Annotated in this window: 14 protein-coding genes; 9 read left to right on the top strand and 5 right to left on the bottom strand. The window is 61.3% G+C overall.

Annotation, left to right across the window (positions count from 1 at the left end):
• Nucleotides 1-353: 353 nt before the first annotated feature.
• Nucleotides 354-1,466: a protein phosphatase CheZ gene (locus tag BUA94_RS09780; RefSeq protein ID WP_073012390.1), complete on the bottom strand. Its 1,113-nt coding sequence runs from the start codon at nt 1,464-1,466 to the stop codon at nt 354-356.
• 122 nt (nt 1,467-1,588) lie between these two features.
• Between BUA94_RS09780 and BUA94_RS09775 the strand changes: the two genes are divergently transcribed.
• Together BUA94_RS09775 and BUA94_RS09770 are read left to right on the top strand one after the other, a co-directional pair.
• Nucleotides 1,589-2,761: an MFS transporter gene (locus BUA94_RS09775; RefSeq protein ID WP_208980039.1), complete on the top strand. Its 1,173-nt coding sequence runs from the start codon at nt 1,589-1,591 to the stop codon at nt 2,759-2,761.
• Between the two features lie 116 nt (nt 2,762-2,877).
• Nucleotides 2,878-3,120 carry a hypothetical protein gene (locus tag BUA94_RS09770; RefSeq protein WP_073012384.1) on the top strand — a complete coding sequence of 81 codons (243 nt, stop codon included), beginning with the start codon at nt 2,878-2,880 and terminating at the stop codon, nt 3,118-3,120.
• Nucleotides 3,121-3,187: 67 nt separating this feature from the next.
• On the opposite strand, the gene dgcA is transcribed toward BUA94_RS09770, so the two are convergent.
• Both dgcA and dgcN read right to left on the bottom strand, forming a co-directional pair.
• On the bottom strand, nt 3,188-4,174 hold the full coding sequence (gene dgcA, locus BUA94_RS09765) for an N-acetyl-D-Glu racemase DgcA (protein WP_073012380.1): 987 nt from the start codon (nt 4,172-4,174) through the stop codon (nt 3,188-3,190).
• Nucleotides 4,171-5,187: an N-acetyltransferase DgcN gene (gene dgcN, locus BUA94_RS09760; RefSeq protein WP_073012377.1), complete on the bottom strand. Its 1,017-nt coding sequence runs from the start codon at nt 5,185-5,187 to the stop codon at nt 4,171-4,173. Before dgcN ends, dgcA begins: the two co-directional genes overlap by 4 nt.
• 107 nt (nt 5,188-5,294) lie before the next feature.
• Between dgcN and BUA94_RS09755 the strand changes: the two genes are divergently transcribed.
• Genes BUA94_RS09755 through BUA94_RS09740 form a run of 4 tightly spaced genes read left to right on the top strand, consistent with a single transcriptional unit; the run spans nt 5,295 to nt 9,586 of the window.
• Nucleotides 5,295-6,440 (top strand): ABC transporter permease, encoded by a 1,146-nt coding sequence (locus BUA94_RS09755; RefSeq protein WP_073012373.1) that lies wholly within the window; start codon nt 5,295-5,297, stop codon nt 6,438-6,440.
• Nucleotides 6,441-6,472: 32 nt separating this feature from the next.
• Nucleotides 6,473-7,258, top strand: coding sequence for an ABC transporter ATP-binding protein (locus BUA94_RS09750; RefSeq protein WP_073013791.1), 786 nt, complete (start codon nt 6,473-6,475; stop codon nt 7,256-7,258).
• 11 nt (nt 7,259-7,269) lie between these two features.
• Nucleotides 7,270-8,898 carry an MlaD family protein gene (locus tag BUA94_RS09745; RefSeq protein ID WP_073012371.1) on the top strand — a complete coding sequence of 543 codons (1,629 nt, stop codon included), beginning with the start codon at nt 7,270-7,272 and terminating at the stop codon, nt 8,896-8,898.
• A gap of 10 nt (nt 8,899-8,908) precedes the next feature.
• Entirely contained in the window at nt 8,909-9,586 is a 678-nt protein-coding gene (locus tag BUA94_RS09740) for an ABC-type transport auxiliary lipoprotein family protein (RefSeq protein WP_208980038.1), read from the top strand.
• Nucleotides 9,587-9,682: 96 nt separating this feature from the next.
• Here BUA94_RS09740 and BUA94_RS09735 read toward each other — a convergent pair whose 3' ends face one another.
• Together BUA94_RS09735 and BUA94_RS09730 are read right to left on the bottom strand one after the other, a co-directional pair.
• Nucleotides 9,683-10,618: a DMT family transporter gene (locus BUA94_RS09735; RefSeq protein ID WP_073012365.1), complete on the bottom strand. Its 936-nt coding sequence runs from the start codon at nt 10,616-10,618 to the stop codon at nt 9,683-9,685.
• A gap of 233 nt (nt 10,619-10,851) precedes the next feature.
• On the bottom strand, nt 10,852-16,734 hold the full coding sequence (locus BUA94_RS09730; protein ID WP_073012360.1) for an apolipoprotein A-IV repeat region-like domain-containing protein: 5,883 nt from the start codon (nt 16,732-16,734) through the stop codon (nt 10,852-10,854).
• Nucleotides 16,735-17,042: 308 nt separating this feature from the next.
• On the opposite strand from BUA94_RS09730, the gene BUA94_RS09725 reads away from it, so the two are divergent.
• From BUA94_RS09725 to BUA94_RS09715, 3 genes are all read left to right on the top strand, one after another.
• Nucleotides 17,043-17,300: a hypothetical protein gene (locus BUA94_RS09725; protein WP_073012357.1), complete on the top strand. Its 258-nt coding sequence runs from the start codon at nt 17,043-17,045 to the stop codon at nt 17,298-17,300.
• Between the two features lie 270 nt (nt 17,301-17,570).
• A complete protein-coding gene (locus BUA94_RS09720) occupies nt 17,571-17,933 on the top strand; it encodes an Hpt domain-containing protein (RefSeq protein WP_235860524.1) in 363 nt (120 codons plus the stop codon).
• Nucleotides 17,934-18,114: 181 nt separating this feature from the next.
• Nucleotides 18,115-18,435, top strand: coding sequence for a 2Fe-2S iron-sulfur cluster-binding protein (locus tag BUA94_RS09715; protein WP_073013789.1), 321 nt, complete (start codon nt 18,115-18,117; stop codon nt 18,433-18,435).
• The last annotated feature ends 60 nt before the right edge of the window (nt 18,436-18,495 follow it).

Genomic DNA, 18,495 nt, shown 5'->3' with positions numbered 1-18,495 from the left:
GAGGCATATTCAGGTGGCCTCCTCCGGGGCCACAAAGCCTTGTCTGCTGCACATGCCGGCAGGCTGGTTGTTTGGGGGGGGCAGGGGGTATCTCTCGACTGCTGTCGGCAAACCCTGCGACTTATGATGATGGGAGAAATTGTTTGTCATCCCCGCGCAGGCGGGGATCCGGTAAGCAATTGAGATCGCTTCTTTTCATGAAAACTTGAACTGCAGGATACTGGATCCCTGCCTTCGCAGGGATGACATCGAACTCGAAGTGATTTGACGCCTTCAAGGGTGATTGGGTCTATGTCCTAAACGTCAGAAAGCGCCCGAAGGCGCTTTCTGCAATTGGCTTAGACTGAAGGCTGTCAGTTGAAGAGAGCCTGGCGCTCTGCAGGGGTGAGCTGCTCAAGCGGGTCTTCCAGATCATCCGGATCTTCTGCGCTTTCCCAGGCTTCATCTGCGGCTGCTTCGACAGTTTCGGATTCAAACAGCCGGTCGATGGCGTCCTCATCCAGAACTTCCTGATCGTCTTCGGCGCTCAAGCCTTCGTCCAGTTCCGCATCAAAGGAGACTTCGGAAGAGGCAGGGCTCGCGAACATGTCGTCAATGGCGGCAGCGTCCATCGTTGCGCTGCCTGCTTCTGAGGCTTCGCCTTCCGCATCAGCGGCGCCTGCCATGATGGCGTCGATGTCATCCGCGCTGGCCGTTTCCGTTTCGGAGACGGACACGGCTTCAAACACATCCAGATCCGAGGCCGATGCAGCCGAGTTCATCAGATCGTCGACGTTCTGCTGATTGACGCCTTTGCCGTCCATCTGCGGACCGTTCAACAGATGTGCATCCGGGCGGGAATCGACAGGACCGGCGTTTTCGTCGGCTTCCTTTTCCTCGATGCCCCAGATGTTGATCATCATGTTGATGCGGCTTTCCAGGTAGCGCAGCACCTGAACAACCTTGTTCGTGCGCTGGCCGGTCAGATCCTGGAAGGAGCAGGCCATGAAGATTTCGGTCGCCTTGGCGTCGATCTCGTCGCAAACGGCTTCATCCGCACCCTTTTCCCGCAGGGTCCAGGCCTGTTCCTGGATCTGCTCGGCAGCTTCCAGAATGGTCTGGGTTGCCCCTTCGGTCTGGGTGATGATCGCGTCGAGTTCATGCGAGGCGTCGGTGAAGCGATTGGAATCACCACCTTCAGCCTTGATGTTCGCGATCTCGTTCTTGGTGCGCTCGATCGCCTCGTGCATGTCGGCGATATCGAGCCGGATGCGATCGAGGTCAGGAACCTTGCGCTGACGCGTCATGGTCTTTTCGAGCCGCTGGATGGCGTCGAGGATCTGAACGGTCTCAGGCGTTTTGTTGCGCTTCAGGAATTCGCTCAGAAAACGTCGGCCGCGATCTGACTCCATAAGCGTCTGCTCGAGCGTGACATACTCGGCGTCGGCAAGTGGTGCCAGTTCATCATGTGCATCAGTGGGTTGCATCGAATTATTTATCTCTGCTTGCCTTGTTCTCATGATTTGCCGTAACTCGTACGACACTCCAAATCAGCCTAAGGGGAAAAGAGTTAACATCCCTTTAGGCGAACGTCCGGAACAGTAAAATGATGGCCTCTGGAAAAGGGCTCAGCCTTCGGGTTGGTTGCCTGTTTGCCAGCTATTTCCTTGGATATGGCATCTTCCTGCCTTTCTTCCCTCTGGTGATGCAGGACCGGGGAATTCCCGTAGAGGAAATCGGTTTTATTTTTGGGGCCGGAAATATAGCCCGTATTATTGCCAATCCCGTCATGACTGGACTGTCCGATCATACGGGCAGGCGCAGGCTTTCCATCTTTCTCTATTCCCTGATCAGCATCGCTTTTCTGATCTACTTTCTGGCGACCGGCGGTGTCTGGAATGCGCTGATTGCTGTCGTGGGCCTTCTGGTGTTCTGGTCACCGGCCGTTCCCCTGAGTGACGCCTATGCGCTGGATGTGGTGCGCAACTATGGGGCAGATTACGGCCGCATGCGCCTTTGGGGCTCCGCAGCCTTTGTTGTGGCCAACATGATCGGCGGCTGGCTGATCCTGCTCGACAGCAGTACTCCTGCAGTGATCGCGATCATGATTGGCATCCTGTCCACCGGACTGGTGGCAATTTCCCTGCCGCCACAGGTCAGCACAGCGCAAAAGGGCACAGTCCGCGAGGAAGACCGTCCTCGCCTGTTTCTGAAGCCCGCTTTCTGGCTGGTGCTGGGGGTCATTGGCCTGATTCAAGGTAGTCACGCGGCCTTTTACGGCTTTTCGACCCTGTTCTGGAAAGCCCATGACGTGTCTGAGTTTCTCATTGGCGCCCTGTGGTCCACCGGCGTGGCTGCTGAAATCGGCCTCTTCATGTTTGCCGGCAGACTGAGGTTGACGTCCTATCCCCTGGCCCTGCTTCTTGCCGGGGCGGCGGCGGGCATTTTGCGCTGGGGTCTTTTTCCGTTTGCACAAGATTTCTGGTCGATGGCGCTGCTGCAGTTGCTGCATACGATGACCTTCGGCATGGCCCATTTGGGCAGCGTCGGTTTTCTGTCGAAGATTGTTCCGCCGAAGTGGGCCGCCACGGGGCAGGGGTTCCTGGCCGCTTCCAACGGCATTCTGATCGCGATCGGCTATGCGGTCTGTGGTCCGCTGTATGAGCTGAACCCGGGCTATCCATTCTGGCTGATGGCGGGGCTGTCCTGCATCGCTCTTGGCGGGCTAATGGCCTTGCGTCCGCTCATGCGGCGGATGATGGCGGACGTGGCTTCAGATTAAAGATCCGTCAGGTTACGGTTTTTTCCTTGGGCCCTGCATCTGCGAACCCTACCTGTTTAAAAGAAACAGATGCATGAGGGCAGGCTGAGCCTGCCGAAGGAGAAGGGGAGGAGCATATGGTCAAGGCTCCGGCACCGGCCCGCAAGACGCCGGGCTATGACCCGGAAAAGCGGGCGGATGATCTGAAGCGGCGGTTCGCGCGGGTGTCGAACAGGGCACTTGGACGCAATTCCGGTGTCCGGCTGTTCAAGTCTGTGCCGGGAAGGTCATCGGCTCCCGTCAAGGCGCCTTCCTTCTGGATGACAGCTCTGGTCGTTGCTGTCATCGGGCTGGTTGCCGCTCAGATGGTTCTGACCTGAACTTTTGTCCCTGAAAGACGTCTGCCCCGGAAAATGTGGAAGTTCCGGGGCAGATTGATTGTTGGTATTAGCCCCAAAGGGCAGGCTCGGGGGGCAGGAGGCTGCTGCCTTCGAAGGAGAGCCCCGGCTGCCGGTCTCGCGCCAGAAGCAGCGGGCCGTCCAGATCGACGAAATCGGCCATCTGGGCAATCAGCACGGCCGGTGCCATTGCCAGGGAAGTGCCCAGCATGCAACCGATCATCACCTTGAAATCGAGCTCCTTTGCCGCCCGCGCCATAACCAGCGCCTCGGTCAGGCCACCTGCCTTGTCGAGCTTGATGTTGACCGCGTCATAGCGGTTGCGAAGGGCTTTCAGATCGGCGCTTGTGTGCAGGCTTTCGTCGGCGCAAACGGTGACCGGCCGGTCCATCTCGGCCAGAAGCTCGTCCTTACCGGCAGGAAGCGGCTGTTCGATCAGGGCAACGCCCGCCTTCAGGCATGCGGCCATGTTGATTTCGAAGCAGCTGGCATCCCAGGCCTCATTGGCGTCCACGATCAGGGTGGAGGCGGGGGCATTTTCCCGCACAGCCGCAAGACGCTCGTCGTCGCCCGCACCCGTCAGCTTGACCTTGAGCAGCGGGCGGGAAGAGGCCTTTGCAGCCGCTTCCGCCATCTTTTCAGGTGTGTCGACACTCAAGGTATAGGCGGTGGTCACCGGCTTGAGGGGCGGCAGACCGGCAAGTTGGGCTACGCTTTTGCCGAGGGTCTTGGCTTCCAGATCCCAAAGGGCGCAATCGACCGCGTTGCGGGCCGCTCCGGCAGGCATCAGGTTCTGGATTGCAGCCCGGTCTGCGCCTTGCTCCAGTTCGGTAGCGACAGCACGGATTTGCGCTTCCACGCTCTCCAGGCTTTCGCCATAGCGGGCATAGGGCACACATTCGCCGCGGCCGGTCACACCGCCACCGGTCAGGGTGACGAGCAGCACATGGGCATGGGTCCGGCGGCCGCGGGAGATGGCAAAGCCACCACCCGCGATCTCGAAGGCTTCGGTTTCAATCGCGAGGCTGCGGCTCATGGTGCACCGAATTCGCTGGCAACGCGGTCGACGATGTTTTCCATGCCAAAGCGGACCGGATCGGTTGCCGGCAGCCCGTTGTGAGCCTTGGACACCTCGTCCAGATAGGCCTTGGCCTCCGCCTCGCCGAGGGCTGAGGTGTTGATGGCGATGCCGACGCAGCGGATCTCCGGATTGGTCAGTTGGCCGCACTGGATGGTCAGGTCGATGACTTGCTGGATCGTCGGAAGGGGCGTCTTCACGCCGCGCATGGTCTTGCGGGTCGGCTCGTGACAGACGATGAAGCCATCTGGTTGCGATCCATGCAGGAGACCGAGGGTGACGCCGGCAAAGGAGGGATGGAACAGGGAGCCTTGCCCCTCAATGATCTGCCAATGATCCGCGTCCGTCTCCGGAGAAATCCATTCGGCCGCGCCGGAAATGAAGTCGGCGACCACGGCGTCGAGCGCGGCTCCCCGGCCGGAAATGAACACGCCTGTCTGGCCGGTGGCGCAGAAGGAGCTGGTGTAGCCCCGCTCGTTCATGGCCTTGTCCATGGCAAGGGCGGTGTATTTCTTGCCGACGGAGCAGTCGGTTCCAACGGCCAGAATGCGCTTGCCGGAGCGCTTGGTGCCCTTGCCCGTATCAAAGGTCTGGGTGCTGTGGCGCACGTCGAACAGTTTTCGGCCATTGCGCTCCGCGGCTTGCTTGATGGCGGGAATGCTTTCCAGACGGACATGGAGGCCGGTTGCTACATCAAGTCCGGCGTCGAGAGCTTCCACGATGGAGGCAACCCAATGTTCCGGCAGGCGTCCGCCTGCATTGACCGCGCCGACCACCATGGTCTTCACACCGGCTGCAACGGCTTCACTGATGCTCATGTCCGCAAGGCCCGTATCGGCGGCGCAACCCGGCAGGCGAAGCTGTCCTTTGCACCAGTCCCTGCGCCAGTCCACAATGCCGGTCGCTGTTTTTGCGGCCAGGGCATCATGTACGTCGCCGAGGAACAGAAGATAGGGATGTTCAATGATCATGAGAAGGACTCCGGATTGGACCTGGCGGGGAGGCGTCTGGACGATCAACTCCTTGTCAAGGTATACGAGGGTCAGCGAACGAGCGGCAAGGGGGTCTACAGCCCGGAATGGCATTCTTGGAGAAAAACACCCCTCCGGCCTGTGCATGTGAGTCTGACCACGATGTCCTCCGGATGCGCCTGTCCGGCGACTGGGCTATCAGCACTGCGGCGAAGGCCGAGACGCTTCTGGAAGGCCTGAAGCTGGATCCGCGGCAGCAAGTCGTGATTGATGTCTGCAATATCGGCGCACTCGATACGAGTGGAGCGTGGATCATCCACCGGTTGAGAGGTTTGCTGGAGTTCAATGGCTCCCGCGTCTCGCTGGAAGGACTTTCGGAAAAGCGGCAGGTGCTGTTCGGTGAACTGGAGCATCATCATCCGCCCGTCTTCAAGCCGGAGAGGACCCGCATTTCTCTGGTCCGGCTGCTGGAGGCCACGGGCCGTCAGGTGGTGGCGATCTGGCATGACCTTCTGTCTATGCTGCATATCTTCGGATCGCTGGGCATGGTGCTGGTCACGGTTCTTTTCCAACCCAAGCGCTTGCGCGGCATTTCCATCGCCGTTCAGTTCGACCGGTCCTGCATTGGCGCGGTGCCGATCGTGACGCTGATGAGCTTCCTGATCGGCGCGATCATTTCCCAGCAGGGCGGGTTCTATCTCAAGCAGTTCGGCGCGGACCTCTATGTGGTCGATCTTGCCGGCATCCTGGTGCTGCGCGAAATCGGGGTGATCCTGACGGCCATCATGGTCGCAGGCCGGTCGGGGTCAGCCTTTACCGCTGAAATCGGCGCAATGCGCATGCGTGAGGAAGTCGACGCTTTGCATGTGATCGGTCTGAGCGTTACCGAGGTTCTTGTCCTTCCGCGCATTCTGGCCCTCATGCTGGCCCTGCCGATCCTCACATTCCTGTCCGACATGGCGTCTCTGGCGGGATCTGGTCTGGTCGCCTGGGCCTATCTTGACATTCCGCCGGCGGCCTTCCTGGCCCGTCTGCAGGAGGCCATCACCATGCAGACGCTGATGGTCGGCCTGGTCAAGGCGCCGTTCATGGCTCTGATCGTCGGTCTGATCGCCTGTGTCGAGGGACTGAAGGTGGAGGGTTCCGCAGATTCGCTCGGCCGTCAGACGACCATGTCCGTGGTGAAGGCGATTTTCCTTGTGATTGTGGTTGATGGTCTTTTTGCCATCTTCTTTGCAGCCATCGGCGTTTGAGGGGCGGGATGATCGACACCCAGGAAGAACAGATGGCCAGAGCCGGTGACCACAACAGTGAGCACGCGGAGAATGTGCTGTCGGTGCGGGGCGTCACGGTCGGGTTCGGCTCCAAGGTGATCCTCGACAAGCTGGATCTCGATGTCCGGCGCGGGGAGGTCCTTGGTTTCGTGGGCGGCTCGGGCACAGGCAAGTCCGTGCTGATGCGCACGATCCTTGGTTTGACGCCGCGGCGCTCGGGAACCGTGGAAGTCTTTGGCCACGATCTGGACCGTTCGTCAGAGGCGGAACGCAAGATGGTCGAGCGCCGCTGGGGCGTCCTGTTCCAGCAGGGGGCATTGTTCTCGTCGCTGACGGTGAAGCAAAACATTCAGGTGCCCATGCGCGAGCACCTCGATCTGTCGCCCAAGCTGATGGACGAGCTGGCGACCTTGAAGCTAGAGCTGGTCGGCTTGCCGCAGGATGCAGCCGACAAGTTTCCCTCGGAACTTTCAGGCGGCATGATCAAGCGCGCCAGTTTGGCCCGTGCGCTTGCCTTGGACCCTGATTTGGTGTTTCTGGACGAGCCGACCTCCGGTCTTGACCCGATCGGAGCCGCCGCTTTTGATCAATTGATTGCGAACCTGAGAGAGACACTCGGCCTGACAGTTTACATGGTCACCCACGATCTCGACAGCCTCCATTCCATTTGCGACCGTATCGCGGTTCTGGGTGAGAAGCGTGTTCTCGTGATCGGAACGATCGACGACATGATGAAGAATGACCACCCCTGGGTGGTCTCCTACTTCCGGGGCGAACGGGCCTTGCGCAGGATCTGAAGGATCAAGGAATGGAAACCCGAGCGAATTACATAATCATCGGCGCCTTCATGCTGGCGACGCTGATCGGTGCGTTCGGGTTCGTCTACTGGCTGGCGGCGACGGCTGAATCCCGCGAGAATCTCTTTCTCAAGATCGTGTTTCCGGCGCCTGTGACGGGCCTGCCAGTGGGCGGTCAGGTGCTGTTCAACGGCATCAAGATCGGCGATGTGCGCTCGCTCGACTTCGATCCGACCAACCCCAAGGTGGTTGTGGCCACGGTGCGCGTGAAGCCCAGCACGCCGCTGCGCACGGACACCACGGCTTCGCTGAATTTCACCGGTCTGACCGGTGTTGCCTATGTGGATCTCAACGGCGGCAGCCAGAGTGCGCCCCTACTTTTGGACCCTGAGGCTGATACCATCCCGGTCATCAAGGCCGACAGGTCGCTCTATGACGACATCACCGGAGGGGTGCGTGACGCACTCAAGAAGGCTGATTCGACCATGGACACCATCGACGTCTTCCTGAAGACCAACAGCCCGACCGTGACCCGGACGCTGGAAAATGTGGAAACCTTTTCCAATGCGCTCGCCTCCAACTCCGATGGCGTGAAGGACTTCATGGGCAGCATCGGCAAGGCGAGCGATGCCTTTACCAGCCTGGCCGGGCGTATGGAGACGCTGGTCCAGGAAGGCGAGCGGATACTGGCCGCTGTTCCCTCCGACAAAGTTTCGCAAATCGTCGGGGATATGGAAAAGTTCAGCAAGAGCCTTGGCAGCGCAGGTGACGGCATCGATCAGGTGGTTGCCGATGCCCAGAGCGCGGCAAAGGAGTTTGAAGCCTTTTCCAAGCAGCTGAACTCGAGTGTCGACCAGGTTCAGCAGATCATTGCCCAGATCGATCCGAAGGACATCAACAAGGTGGTGAAGGGGGCAGCGTCCCTGGGCGAGGTTCTGGAGAAGCGTTCTCCTGAAATCGACCGCGTAATCGCGTCCTCCTCGCAGACCATGGACAATCTGGCCAAGGTCTCGCAGACCGTGAGTGACAGCAGCGAGGACATCACGGCGATCCTCAAGGACGGCAAGGCAGTCGTTGCCAAGGTCAATGGGCTGGTTGCCGCCGTGGATTCGGCCAAGGTCGCAGGCATCATCGATCACGTTGATACGGTGACCGGCAGCCTGTCGACCCAGACACAGGTTATCAGCGACACGATTGCCTCCGCCCGCTCCGCTGTTGGCAACTTCGAGAGCATGAGCGCGGATCTTCGTGAGCGGACACCGGATGTCGACCAGATCATCACGGATGCCAAACAGATTGCCTCGAACCTGAATGCGGCTTCCGTACGGGTTCAGGGGATTGTCGATAAGGTCGGCACCATGGTCGAGGGCGACGGCGAAGGCTTTATCGCGGAGGCAACCAAGGCTGCGGCGTCGATCCGCAAGGTCGCAGATGCCTTCTCGTCGCGGGCCGATTCCATTGCCAGCGGCCTGCAGAAATTCACCAACCAGGGATCGTCCGATTTTGCTGCCGCCATGGCGCAGGTCAACCGGACCCTGGTGACGATCCAGAGGGCAGTCGAGGCGTTCAACCGCAACCCGAACCGGATCATCTTTGGCGGCGAGGACGTCCCCACCTATAATGGCGCCAAGCGCCGGTAACGGAAGGATGATGAGTTTGCAGAGGGATCGGGGTGGCAACATGCGCAAGAGCGCTCGCGGGCAGTCTGCACAGGCCGGGCAGGGCGCGGCTTGCAATCGCAGGCAGTTGCTGGCCTTCGGCGCTGCTGCGGGTAGTCTGCTGCTTGCCGGCTGCGCCAGCTCTGGTCCGACGGCCCTCTATGGTCTCAGCGCGCCGGAAACAGGGGTTGGACAGTCGGGACTGCGCCGGGGTGGCAAGCAGGTGCTCGTTCCTCGTCCGCGCGCCCTGAAGGCTCTGGACAGCAATTACATCGCCGTTGTCGACCGGGCCGAGGCCTACAGCTATTTTCCGAGTGTGGCCTGGGCCGATGCCCTGCCGGATGTTGTCCAGGCGCGTATCGTTCAGACGCTGGAAAACACCGGCCGCCTCGGCGGTGTCGGCTTTCCGGGAGACGGGCTGCTGATCGACTACCAGCTGCAGACCGAACTCCGGTCCTTTGAAATCCGGATTGACGGCCCGCGCCGGGCCTTGGTCGAACTGTCCGCCAAACTGGTCAATGACCGCAATGGCCGGGCTATCAGCACACAGAGCTTCCGTGCGGAGACGCTGGTTTCCGGTGAAGGGACAGACAAGGCCGTGGCCGCTCTGGATGCCTCGGCAAGCAAGGTCATGACTGATCTGGCCAACTGGGTGCTCGGCCGGGTCTGAACGGGCCGCTGTCTCCAGACAGCTCGCTTCCAAACCATATTCCTTCAGGTCGGTCTGATTGTCCGCAAAGAGGCGTCTTGGCCGGATGGGCTGAGACTAACGCCGCAGCAACCCGCCAATTCCGAATTTAGGGAAGGACATGCGCAGGACAGGGCGCTGGGCGGAGACATCTGCCTGGGATTCCCGCCAGACGATGAACAGGCCTGAAGCGATGATGATCGACGAGCCGACGCCGACGAAAATGTCCGGTGTCTCGTTGAAGAAGAAATATCCGAAAATCGTTGCCCAGATGATCTGGCTGTATTGCATCGGAGCAATGACCGCGGCAGGGGCTGCGCGGTAACCCAGGATCACACAGAACTGCGCCGTGACCGAGAAGAAGCCGAGCAGGGCCATCAGGCCGAGGTCCGGAAGCTGGACCGGCACATAGATGTTCGGCAACAGCGAGCCCATCACCACAAGCGACAGCAGCATCGGATAGAGGATCAGGACCGCGGACCGCTCCTGCGAGCCGATCTTGCGGATCACGATGTTGCCCATGGCACTGGCGCAGGACGACGCCATGGCTGCGAAATGGCCGAGGGTCAGCTCGGAGGTGCCAGGCCGCAGCACGATCAGAACCCCGATCAGACCGACAATCACAGCCATCCAGCGCTGCAGGCGGACCACTTCACCCAGAAGCGGGATGGAGAAGATGGTGATCAGCAGAGGCGTGGCGAAGAGCAGCGAATAGACCTCGGCCAGCGGCAGGTGGGTGAAGGCATAGAAGGCGCAGGAGAGGGCCGTCAGCGAGAGGCAGGACCGCAACAGCACCAGCCAGGGATAGCGCGGCCGGAAGTTGTCGATTGCCTTGTCTCCCAGCACCATCAGCGACGTCGGCACGAAGGCAAAGAGCATCGCGAAGAAGATGATCTGAAACACGGAATAGTCCGCGCCGAGGTGCTTCGTGATGGCGTCGTGGGTAGCATAGAGCGCGAAGCCCAGGAAGGCGGTGCCAAATCCTAGGGCGGGGGAGGGGCTGGAGACGGACATGGCGCAATCTGTGCAGGAATTTAAAACGATTCAACCCGTCTAGCGTTGAAGGCGTCTGCCGCATCGGTCAAGGCCTAATTCCTCCCTTGCGGCATGCAGAAGTATCCATGAACAGATCAATCGGAGGAAAGCTGTCTCCTCGCTTGCGGGTTCCCGGGCCCCATGCGGGGAGCGGCAACAAAAAAGGCGGATCCGGGGATCCGCCTTTTTCTGTTTCTGTAAGGTCTCGTCTCTTAGTCGAGACGGCCGCTGGCGTGGGCCAGCATCGTGTAGACCTTGCCGGTGTCCGAGCTCAGATAGGTCTGGCTCAGCATGTTGTCGCGGTCATTGCGGGAGACCTGGGCGAGCAGCTGCTCGAAGTCTGCCACATAGCGCTCGACAGCGGTGCGGAACTCCGGATCACGGCCATACTTCTGACGGATCTCGTCGAAGGTCTGCTGACCCTGCAGGGTGTAGAGCCGGCGGGTGAAGACGTGGCTTTCGCCGCGCTTGTACCGGTCCCACAGGTCAATGAAGGTCTCGTGATCGATGGCCCGGGCAATGTCCACGGACAGGGAGTTCAGGCTTTCCACTGTGTGAAGCGGGGAGCGGCCCTGGTCCTCGTCGCGGGATGCGCGGCGCAGAAGGTCGGAGACCCAGCCCTTGGAGCCGGTCTCAGCGGCCGGAGCCGGCTGAGCTGCCGGACGGCGGGCCGGTTCGGCTGCACGTGCCGGAGCCGGGCGGACGTCCTGCCGGATTTCCTGGCGGGCTTCCTGGCGCGGTTCCGGACGAGCTTCCTGGCGGACTTCCCGGCGCGGTTCCGGAGCCGGCTGGCTGACGGCCTGGGCCCGTGCCGGAGCGGCATAGGCGGCAGGTGCGGCGGCCTGACGGTCACCCGGGCGGGAGATGTCCAGCGCGTTCGACTGCTTGGACACGATGTCCGACAGTTCGGTCAGGGCGCGGATCTGCTCCTTGACCACCTTGCGCAGCGCTGCGGTGCTTTCTTCCGCTTCTTCCGGCAGGTTGAGAACACCCTGCTTCAGCTCGTTGCGGGTGACTTCCAGCTCGCGGTTGACGTCGCGGGCGACGTCGCGCATGCGGGTTGCCGCATCGCTGAACCGTTCGGTCGCATCTGCCACCGTACGGGTCATTTCCGAGATGATGTCGTCCTGTGCTGAGCGGATCGCATCGCGTGCCTTCTGACCTTCCATACCGGCGGTCATGCGCATGGATTCGAACTGCTCTGCCACCTGCTTGGTTGCTGCCTCTGCGGCGGCACCCAGCATGTGAGCGGCTTCACGGGCCTTGTCGTCTGCCGATTCCAGCGTCTCGGACAGAGTGCTGGTGAAGCTGCGCATCAGGTTGTCGACGGCTTCGGTCTTGGCCAGAAGCGTGTCGGCGACCTGCTCGATCGCGGTGCGGCGTTCGGTGATGCGCTTGTCGACAGAGCGGTTGGTGTCGTCCAGGTGACGGGCTGCAGTGTTCAGCTCGCCGGTCTGGTCTGCGAAACGGGCAGCCAGGGTCTGGATATCGGCCAGAGTGGTCTCGGTGACGGTGCGCAGGGCTTCGACCTGCTCGCCGATGACGCCGGTAGACGAGTTGGTTTCTGCAACAGCGCGCTCGACGGCATTGCGGAACTCGTTGGCGCGGCGGCCGAGATTGATCTCCACATCCGACAGGTTGTTCTCGGCAGAGCCGACAATGCCCTGCAGGGTCGCGTTGGAGCTTTCCAGCTTTTCCAGGATTGCCGAGATGTCGGCTTCCAGGCGGTGCTTGGTTTCGGTCAGCAGGCCAGCTGCCTGTTCCGCACGGCCGGTGAGGGCCGTGACGATCCGGTCGCCGGCGCTCTCCAGGGAGCGGGCGGCATCAAGGCCGTTCTGGGCCACTGTGCCGCTGACTTCCTTGCCCTTGGCAGAGACGGCGTCGAGGATGACGGTGATGTCGTCCACGAGGCGGTGCTTGGTCTCGCCGATCAGGCTTGCGGCCTGTTCGGTGCGCTCGGTCAGGGTCGCCGCAATGCGGTCGCCGGCATTTTCCAGGGTCCGGGTTGCCTGCATGCCGTTCTGGGTGAACCGCTCGCTGACTTCCTGGCCCTTGGCGCTGACTGTGTCGAGGATCGCGGAAATGTCTGTTTCCAGACGGTTCCGGGTATCGACCATCAGGGCCGCTGCCTGCTCGGTGCGTTCGTTCAGGGTCAGGGCGATGCGATCGCCTGCATCGACCAGCGAACGGGTTGCTTCCAGGCCGTTCTGGGCGAAGGTGTCGCTGACTTCCTGGCCCTTGATGGTGATGGCATCGAGGATCGCGCGATGAATGGCAGAAACGCGGCCAGTGAGGTCGTTGGCGCGCATTTCGATGGCTTCGATGAGCTGGTTGCCGTCGGTGCCGACAAGCTGTGCCAGTTCGCCGGAACGTGCGCCAAAGGCTTCGTTCAGGGTCGTTGCCTTTTCCATCAGCTCGGCTGCAACGGCATTGCCGCGGCGGGCGAGCAGATCTGCAGCTTCGTTGATCGCGGAATTGACCCGTGCGCGGACCATATCGGCTTCGCCGGTCATCTGGCCGCGGATCTCTTCCAGCGTCTTGTGCAGGGTCAGGCGGGCCTGTTCGCTTTCCGCGGACAGGTTGCCCGAGATTTCAGCGATGGTGCGTGCCATGTCGGTCCGGACCTTCTCGCTCTCCCCGGTGAGGGAGCCGGAGAATTCGGCCAGGGTGCCGGCATAGAGCGTCCGGGCCTTCTCGCTTTCGGCGCCGAGGCTGCGGGCAGCTTCGCCGACGGCGGACAGGACCAGTTCGCGGATCCGCTCGCCTTCGCCCTGCAGAGAGCCGGAGGCGGTGGACATGGCGCCGGTGATGGCTTCGGCTGCGCGCTGCGCTTCGCCGACCAGGACGCCGCGGGCTTCGCCAACGGATCCCAGAACGATCTGGCGCATGCGGTCGCCTTCGCCGGAGAGCTTGGTGGTCGCGGCGTTGACGCTTTCGGTGACGAGATCAACCGTGCGGGTGCGTTCTTCGGACAGGGAGTCGACGGCCTGGGCAACCGCTTCCTTGACCATGTCGCGCATGCGGGTGCTTTCGCCCGACAGGGTCTGGCTGGCTTCGGAGATGACGCCGGTCAGGATGTCGCGGGCCTTCTCGCTCTCGCCGGTCAAGGTGCCGGAGATCTGCTCCAGACGCTCGGTCAGAACGGTTTCCAGCTGGCCTGCGCGGGTGTCGAGGGTTTCGGCAACTTCGAAGACCTTGGCGCCAAGGGCGACGTTGATCTCGGCGATCCGCTCGGACAGGGCGTCGGTGAGCTGTTCGCTCTGGCGGGAGAGGACGGAGCCTGCTTCCACCAGACGGTTGTCGAGGGCGCTGGTCATTTCTTCCTGACCGTCGACGAAGGCCTTGGCGATTTCGCGGGTCCGGGTAATCAGGGTTTCGCTGATCTGGCGGGCACGATTGTCCAGGGTTTCGTCAATGCGCTCGGTTCCGGCAGACATGGTGGCTGCCAGGTGATCGGCCTTTTCCGCCATGGAGGTTGCCGCATGATCGACGCGCTCGGACAGGGAGCGGGTGATCTCTTCGGCGCGGTCGGCAAGGGTGGTGCCAGCCGCTTCCACGCGCTGGCCGAGCTGGATGGTGATCGCATCCGAACGGTCGGCCAGAATGTCGGAGATGTTCCGGGTCTTTTCTTCCAGGGCCTCGGAAATGCCGGACGTCCGCTCTTCGATGGCTTCGGAGAGAAGGTTGGTCCGGGTCTCGAGCGCTGCCTCGAACGTGGCGGTGCGCTGGTCGAGGATGAGGTCCAGAGTGTTGATCCGGCTTCCCAGAGACGCATCCATGGTGTCGATGCGGGCTGCGAAGGTGTTGTCCAGGGTGGACAGGCGGGTGTCGAGGGATTCCGACAGAAGCAGGGACTTCGTGTCGAAGGCCTGGACCAGGGAACCGCCCTTTTCGGAGACGATCTTGTCCAGCTCGCCAAGGTGAGCAGCAAGGCCGTCGGTCAGGATCTGGCCGCGGGTCTCCAGGGTTTCGCTGATCAGGTCACCGGCTGCATTGATGCTCTGGGCAACGCGCTCGCCGCGGCTGCCGATGAGTTCTGCAAGCGAAGTGCCGGTATCGGCGAGACGCTGGGTGATCTCGTGGGTCTGGTAGCCGAGGGTCGCGGAGATGTCGGAAGACACGCTTTCCAGGGACTCGCGGAAGCCGAGGCTCTGCTGCTCCATGATCGTGGCCATCTCGTTGGAACGGGCGGCGAGGCGCTCGTCCAGTTCGGTGCCGTTGATGGAGATCGCGGTGTAGATGCGCTCGGAAATCGTGTCGAGCTTTTCGGCCAGTTCGCCGCCGCGCACCGTGATGGTCTCGGTGAGCGTGCCTGCGGTCTCGTCCAGCTTGGAGGCGATTTCGCCGCCGCGCAGGGACAGGTCGACCACGATGGACTCGCCGGTGCCGCGCAGGATTTCCGCCACTTCCGAGCTGCGCTCGGACAGGGTCTCGACGATCTCGGCGCCGCGGACGGAAATGGTGTTGGTGACTTCCTGACCGCGCTCGGAAATGCTCTCGACGACCCGGTTGCCGGTTTCGGCAAGGGAATTGTCCAGATTGGTGACGCGGGTGTCGACCGTGGAGATGAGCTCCTCGGTGCGGGCGGAAACCGTATCGATCAGGCGGCTGCTGGTGATCGACAGGTTGGCGTTGATCTCTTCGCCGCGCTGGCTGATCGTGTCGCCGACCGTGTTGCCGGTTGCTTCCAGAGCGGTCCGGAACTCCTCGGTCTTCGAGCTGATCGTCTCGATGACGCGCGAGCTGGAAGAGTTGAGGGTTTCGTTGATCTCCTGGCTGCGCTGGCTGATGGTGTCGCCAACGGTCGAGCCGGTGCTTTCCAGAGCATTGCGGAACTCGTCCGCCTTCTGGGTGAGGGTCTCGACCACCTTGGTGCTGGACGAATGCAGCGTGTCGGTGATCTCGGTGCCGCGGATCGAAAGGGCTTCGACGAAGCTGTTTGCCGTGATCTCGAAGCGGTCGTTGACCTCGTTGCCGCGCAGGGACAGGTTTTCCCAGATCTCGTTGCCGGTCTTCGACAGGTTGTCGACCAGCTCATTGCCGGTGACGGACAGGCGGGCGACATAGTCATCTGCACGCACGGTCAGGGCTTCAACCAGTTCGTTGCCGGAAGCGTTGAGGCTGTCGCTCAGGGCATTGATACGGGTGTCGACCGCGCTGGTCATGTGTTCGACGCGCGAGGAAACGGATTCCACAAGACGCTCGGTGGCCTTGTCGACGGAAGAGCCGATTTCTTCGGAAGTGCTGGAGAGCTGTGCGGCAAAGCTCTCGTGGGCGCCGGAAATGGTCTCGCGGACACGGTCCGCATTGAGAGAAATGGACTCGCGCTGAGACACCAGTTCCTCGATCAGGGACCGGATCTTCAGTTCGTTGTCATTATAAGAGCGTTCGAGCGAAGACACTTCGTTATGCACGAGGACTTCAAGCTCGCTGGCGCGGGCAATCGCCCGTTCGATGCCGTCACCCATCGCTGAAACTTCGCGGCGGATGGCCTGGCCAACGGACAGGATGGATTCCTTCGCCATGTCTTCCGGCTCTGCAAGGCGCAGGGCAACTTCGGTCATGCCGCGGGCGACGATGCGCATTTCCTGCGCCCGCCAGATCATCATGGCCATGACCCAGAAGAAGACGATCGGCACCACGATGGCGACGGCCGCAAGGATCAGTTCGGGAGACTGGCTGAGGCTGCCGATACCGGAGGCATTGTTCAGCTTGTCGCCAAAGGCCGACATGGTCAGGCTGAAGCCGACAGTGGCCCAAACGATCGACAGGGCGAGGGCGCCCCAGAACGGGACCGAAGACGGACGGCGCTGAAGCGAATAGATCAGGTTGCCGATGCTGCGCCGGTCGTCATTGGCTGCAGGCGGGCGTCCCCCACGACCACGGCGGCGGCGGCTGCCACCTTCTTCGCGGTCTTCCGAATTGCTGGATGTCTTTCGCTGGGACTCCGGCTCGCTTGCCATAGGGCTGGCCGAAGCCGTCGCGTTGCCGGAGGTGCCGCCCATGTCCGGGCCGCCAAAGTCAAGCTTGAGAGCTTCTTCGACAGCGGACAGTGCCGCTTCCGCAGGATCTTTCACCTTCGGGGGATTTGCCATTGTTGGATCGCCTCACGTCCGTACTCAATACTAATCCGCAGCCGGAGACTTGGACCGGACAGCGGACACGCTGGCCATGAAATGCACAAACCGTACGTGTTCGATGCTTTTCGTGGCCTGGCTTGGCAGGGGGCCGCCGCTGACCGGCTGGCAACAGGACGTTGCGCAGCCTTATCCCCACCTTGCCGCATCGCTCTACCTAATGGCACACTCTTGCCTAAGGAACAACAAACGGCAATCGTTTTAAGGGGCTAGAGCCGCCTGATCATGGTGGATGAGAAGTTGGAAAGGCCTCTGGAGGACCTGTCATGAGCGAGAAAAACGGACCGCAGCGTGTGGCTGTGCCCTCTGAGGCGCAACAGCGCTGGTTGAAAATGGGCCTCACTCAGGCGGGTGGAAAACTGCCCTTGTTCGATGAGAACGGACGGGAAATTCCGGCCCGCACAATTCGCTCCTGTCTGGAACATGGATGGGCAGAGCCTTGGTTTTTCAACCCAATCAAGCCTGACTGGCTGGTCTGCAAGCTGACAGACAAGGGGCGGGACGTGCTTGGGAAAAGGTCCTGACCGGCAGGCCATGCGCCCCGATCCGGTTTGCCGGCAATCCGGCAATCGCTTGATTGCTCTCGAGGCCGGCCGAGGGGGCGAAACCTTTCGTTAAAGAGTATCAACACACGTTAACCAAAGATTCACTTTATTGGGGACATCCGAGGCTCACCTGACGTTAGGGAGGGGTCTTAACGGACCGTTTGGTTTAGAGGCGCAAGATTGTCTTCATGGCAGCTAAGCGATGGGAGAAGCGATGCTGCTCCAACAAGCCAAGCGGAGTTACGCAAGATGGCCATGATGTCGACAGCACGGGTAGAAACCCGCCAGGAACAGCCGGCTCCCATTGATCTGGTCTCTCTGGCCGCCAATACCCTCGGAAACCGGGATCTCGAACGCGAAGTCCTGCGCATGTTCCGCGCCCAGACCAGCAGCATGATGTCCCGTATCGATCAGGAAGCATCCGCGGCCGTGCGCAAGGACCTGGTTCATACGCTGAAAGGCTCCGCACGGGCGATCGGCGCGAGCCATGTGGCAGCTGCCTGTGAAGACCTGGAAGCGGTTCTGGAAAAGGGCGATGCACCGGACTTCCGTCCGCTGGTTTCCGCCGTTGAGGAAGTGAACGCCTATATCGGGTCCTTGCTGAACGCCTGAGGTCAGGTCTGATACAGGCGGACAGGCGGGGTGACGCCTTTGCCTTGTTCTCAAGAACCTGCGGAACGGCGCCCCTTGCGCGGAAAATCGCGCTGTGGCGCGTGCCTCGGTTCTTGACCTTTGTGACCAAACCTTTATGTCGGGAAGGAACCATTCCTTCTCATTTGATCAGACGCGGATCATGCCCAAAATCACATATGTCACCGCTGACGGCGCCCGCACCGAAGTTGAGGCTCCGGTCGGCTCCACCGTTATGGAAAACGCCATCAAGAACATGGTGCAGGGAATTGAAGCCGAGTGCGGCGGTGCCTGCGCTTGTGCGACCTGCCATGTCTATGTGGACGAGGCCTGGACCGGCAAGACCGGCTCTCCCGAGCCGATGGAAGAGGACATGCTCGACTTCGCCTATGATGTGAAGCCGACCTCGCGCCTGTCCTGCCAGATCAAGGTGACCGATGCTCTGGACGGCCTTGTCGTCCATGTGCCGGAGCGCCAGGCCTGATCTGAAGCAGTGACACTTCGGGGCGGTGAGAGGACTTGCCCCGGGGTTTGCGGCTTTAAA

Origin of the sequence: Roseibium suaedae, assembly GCF_900142725.1 — a bacterium.
GTDB lineage: Bacteria > Pseudomonadota > Alphaproteobacteria > Rhizobiales > Stappiaceae > Roseibium > Roseibium suaedae.
This window is presented reverse-complemented; position numbering and strand designations above follow the sequence as displayed.

Coding starts and splice junctions, on each gene's coding strand:
- BUA94_RS09770 (WP_073012384.1), top strand. CDS start 2,878: ATGGTCAAGGCTCCGGCACCGGCCCGCAAGACGCCGGGCTATGACCCG.
- BUA94_RS09725 (WP_073012357.1), top strand. CDS start 17,043: ATGAGCGAGAAAAACGGACCGCAGCGTGTGGCTGTGCCCTCTGAGGCG.
- BUA94_RS09755 (WP_073012373.1), top strand. CDS start 5,295: ATGGCATTCTTGGAGAAAAACACCCCTCCGGCCTGTGCATGTGAGTCT.
- dgcA (WP_073012380.1), bottom strand. CDS start 4,174: ATGAGCCGCAGCCTCGCGATTGAAACCGAAGCCTTCGAGATCGCGGGT.
- BUA94_RS09750 (WP_073013791.1), top strand. CDS start 6,473: ATGGCCAGAGCCGGTGACCACAACAGTGAGCACGCGGAGAATGTGCTG.
- BUA94_RS09745 (WP_073012371.1), top strand. CDS start 7,270: ATGGAAACCCGAGCGAATTACATAATCATCGGCGCCTTCATGCTGGCG.
- BUA94_RS09780 (WP_073012390.1), bottom strand. CDS start 1,466: ATGCAACCCACTGATGCACATGATGAACTGGCACCACTTGCCGACGCC.
- BUA94_RS09775 (WP_208980039.1), top strand. CDS start 1,589: ATGGCCTCTGGAAAAGGGCTCAGCCTTCGGGTTGGTTGCCTGTTTGCC.
- BUA94_RS09720 (WP_235860524.1), top strand. CDS start 17,571: ATGGCCATGATGTCGACAGCACGGGTAGAAACCCGCCAGGAACAGCCG.
- BUA94_RS09730 (WP_073012360.1), bottom strand. CDS start 16,734: ATGGCAAATCCCCCGAAGGTGAAAGATCCTGCGGAAGCGGCACTGTCC.
- BUA94_RS09715 (WP_073013789.1), top strand. CDS start 18,115: ATGCCCAAAATCACATATGTCACCGCTGACGGCGCCCGCACCGAAGTT.
- BUA94_RS09735 (WP_073012365.1), bottom strand. CDS start 10,618: ATGTCCGTCTCCAGCCCCTCCCCCGCCCTAGGATTTGGCACCGCCTTC.
- dgcN (WP_073012377.1), bottom strand. CDS start 5,187: ATGATCATTGAACATCCCTATCTTCTGTTCCTCGGCGACGTACATGAT.
- BUA94_RS09740 (WP_208980038.1), top strand. CDS start 8,909: ATGAGTTTGCAGAGGGATCGGGGTGGCAACATGCGCAAGAGCGCTCGC.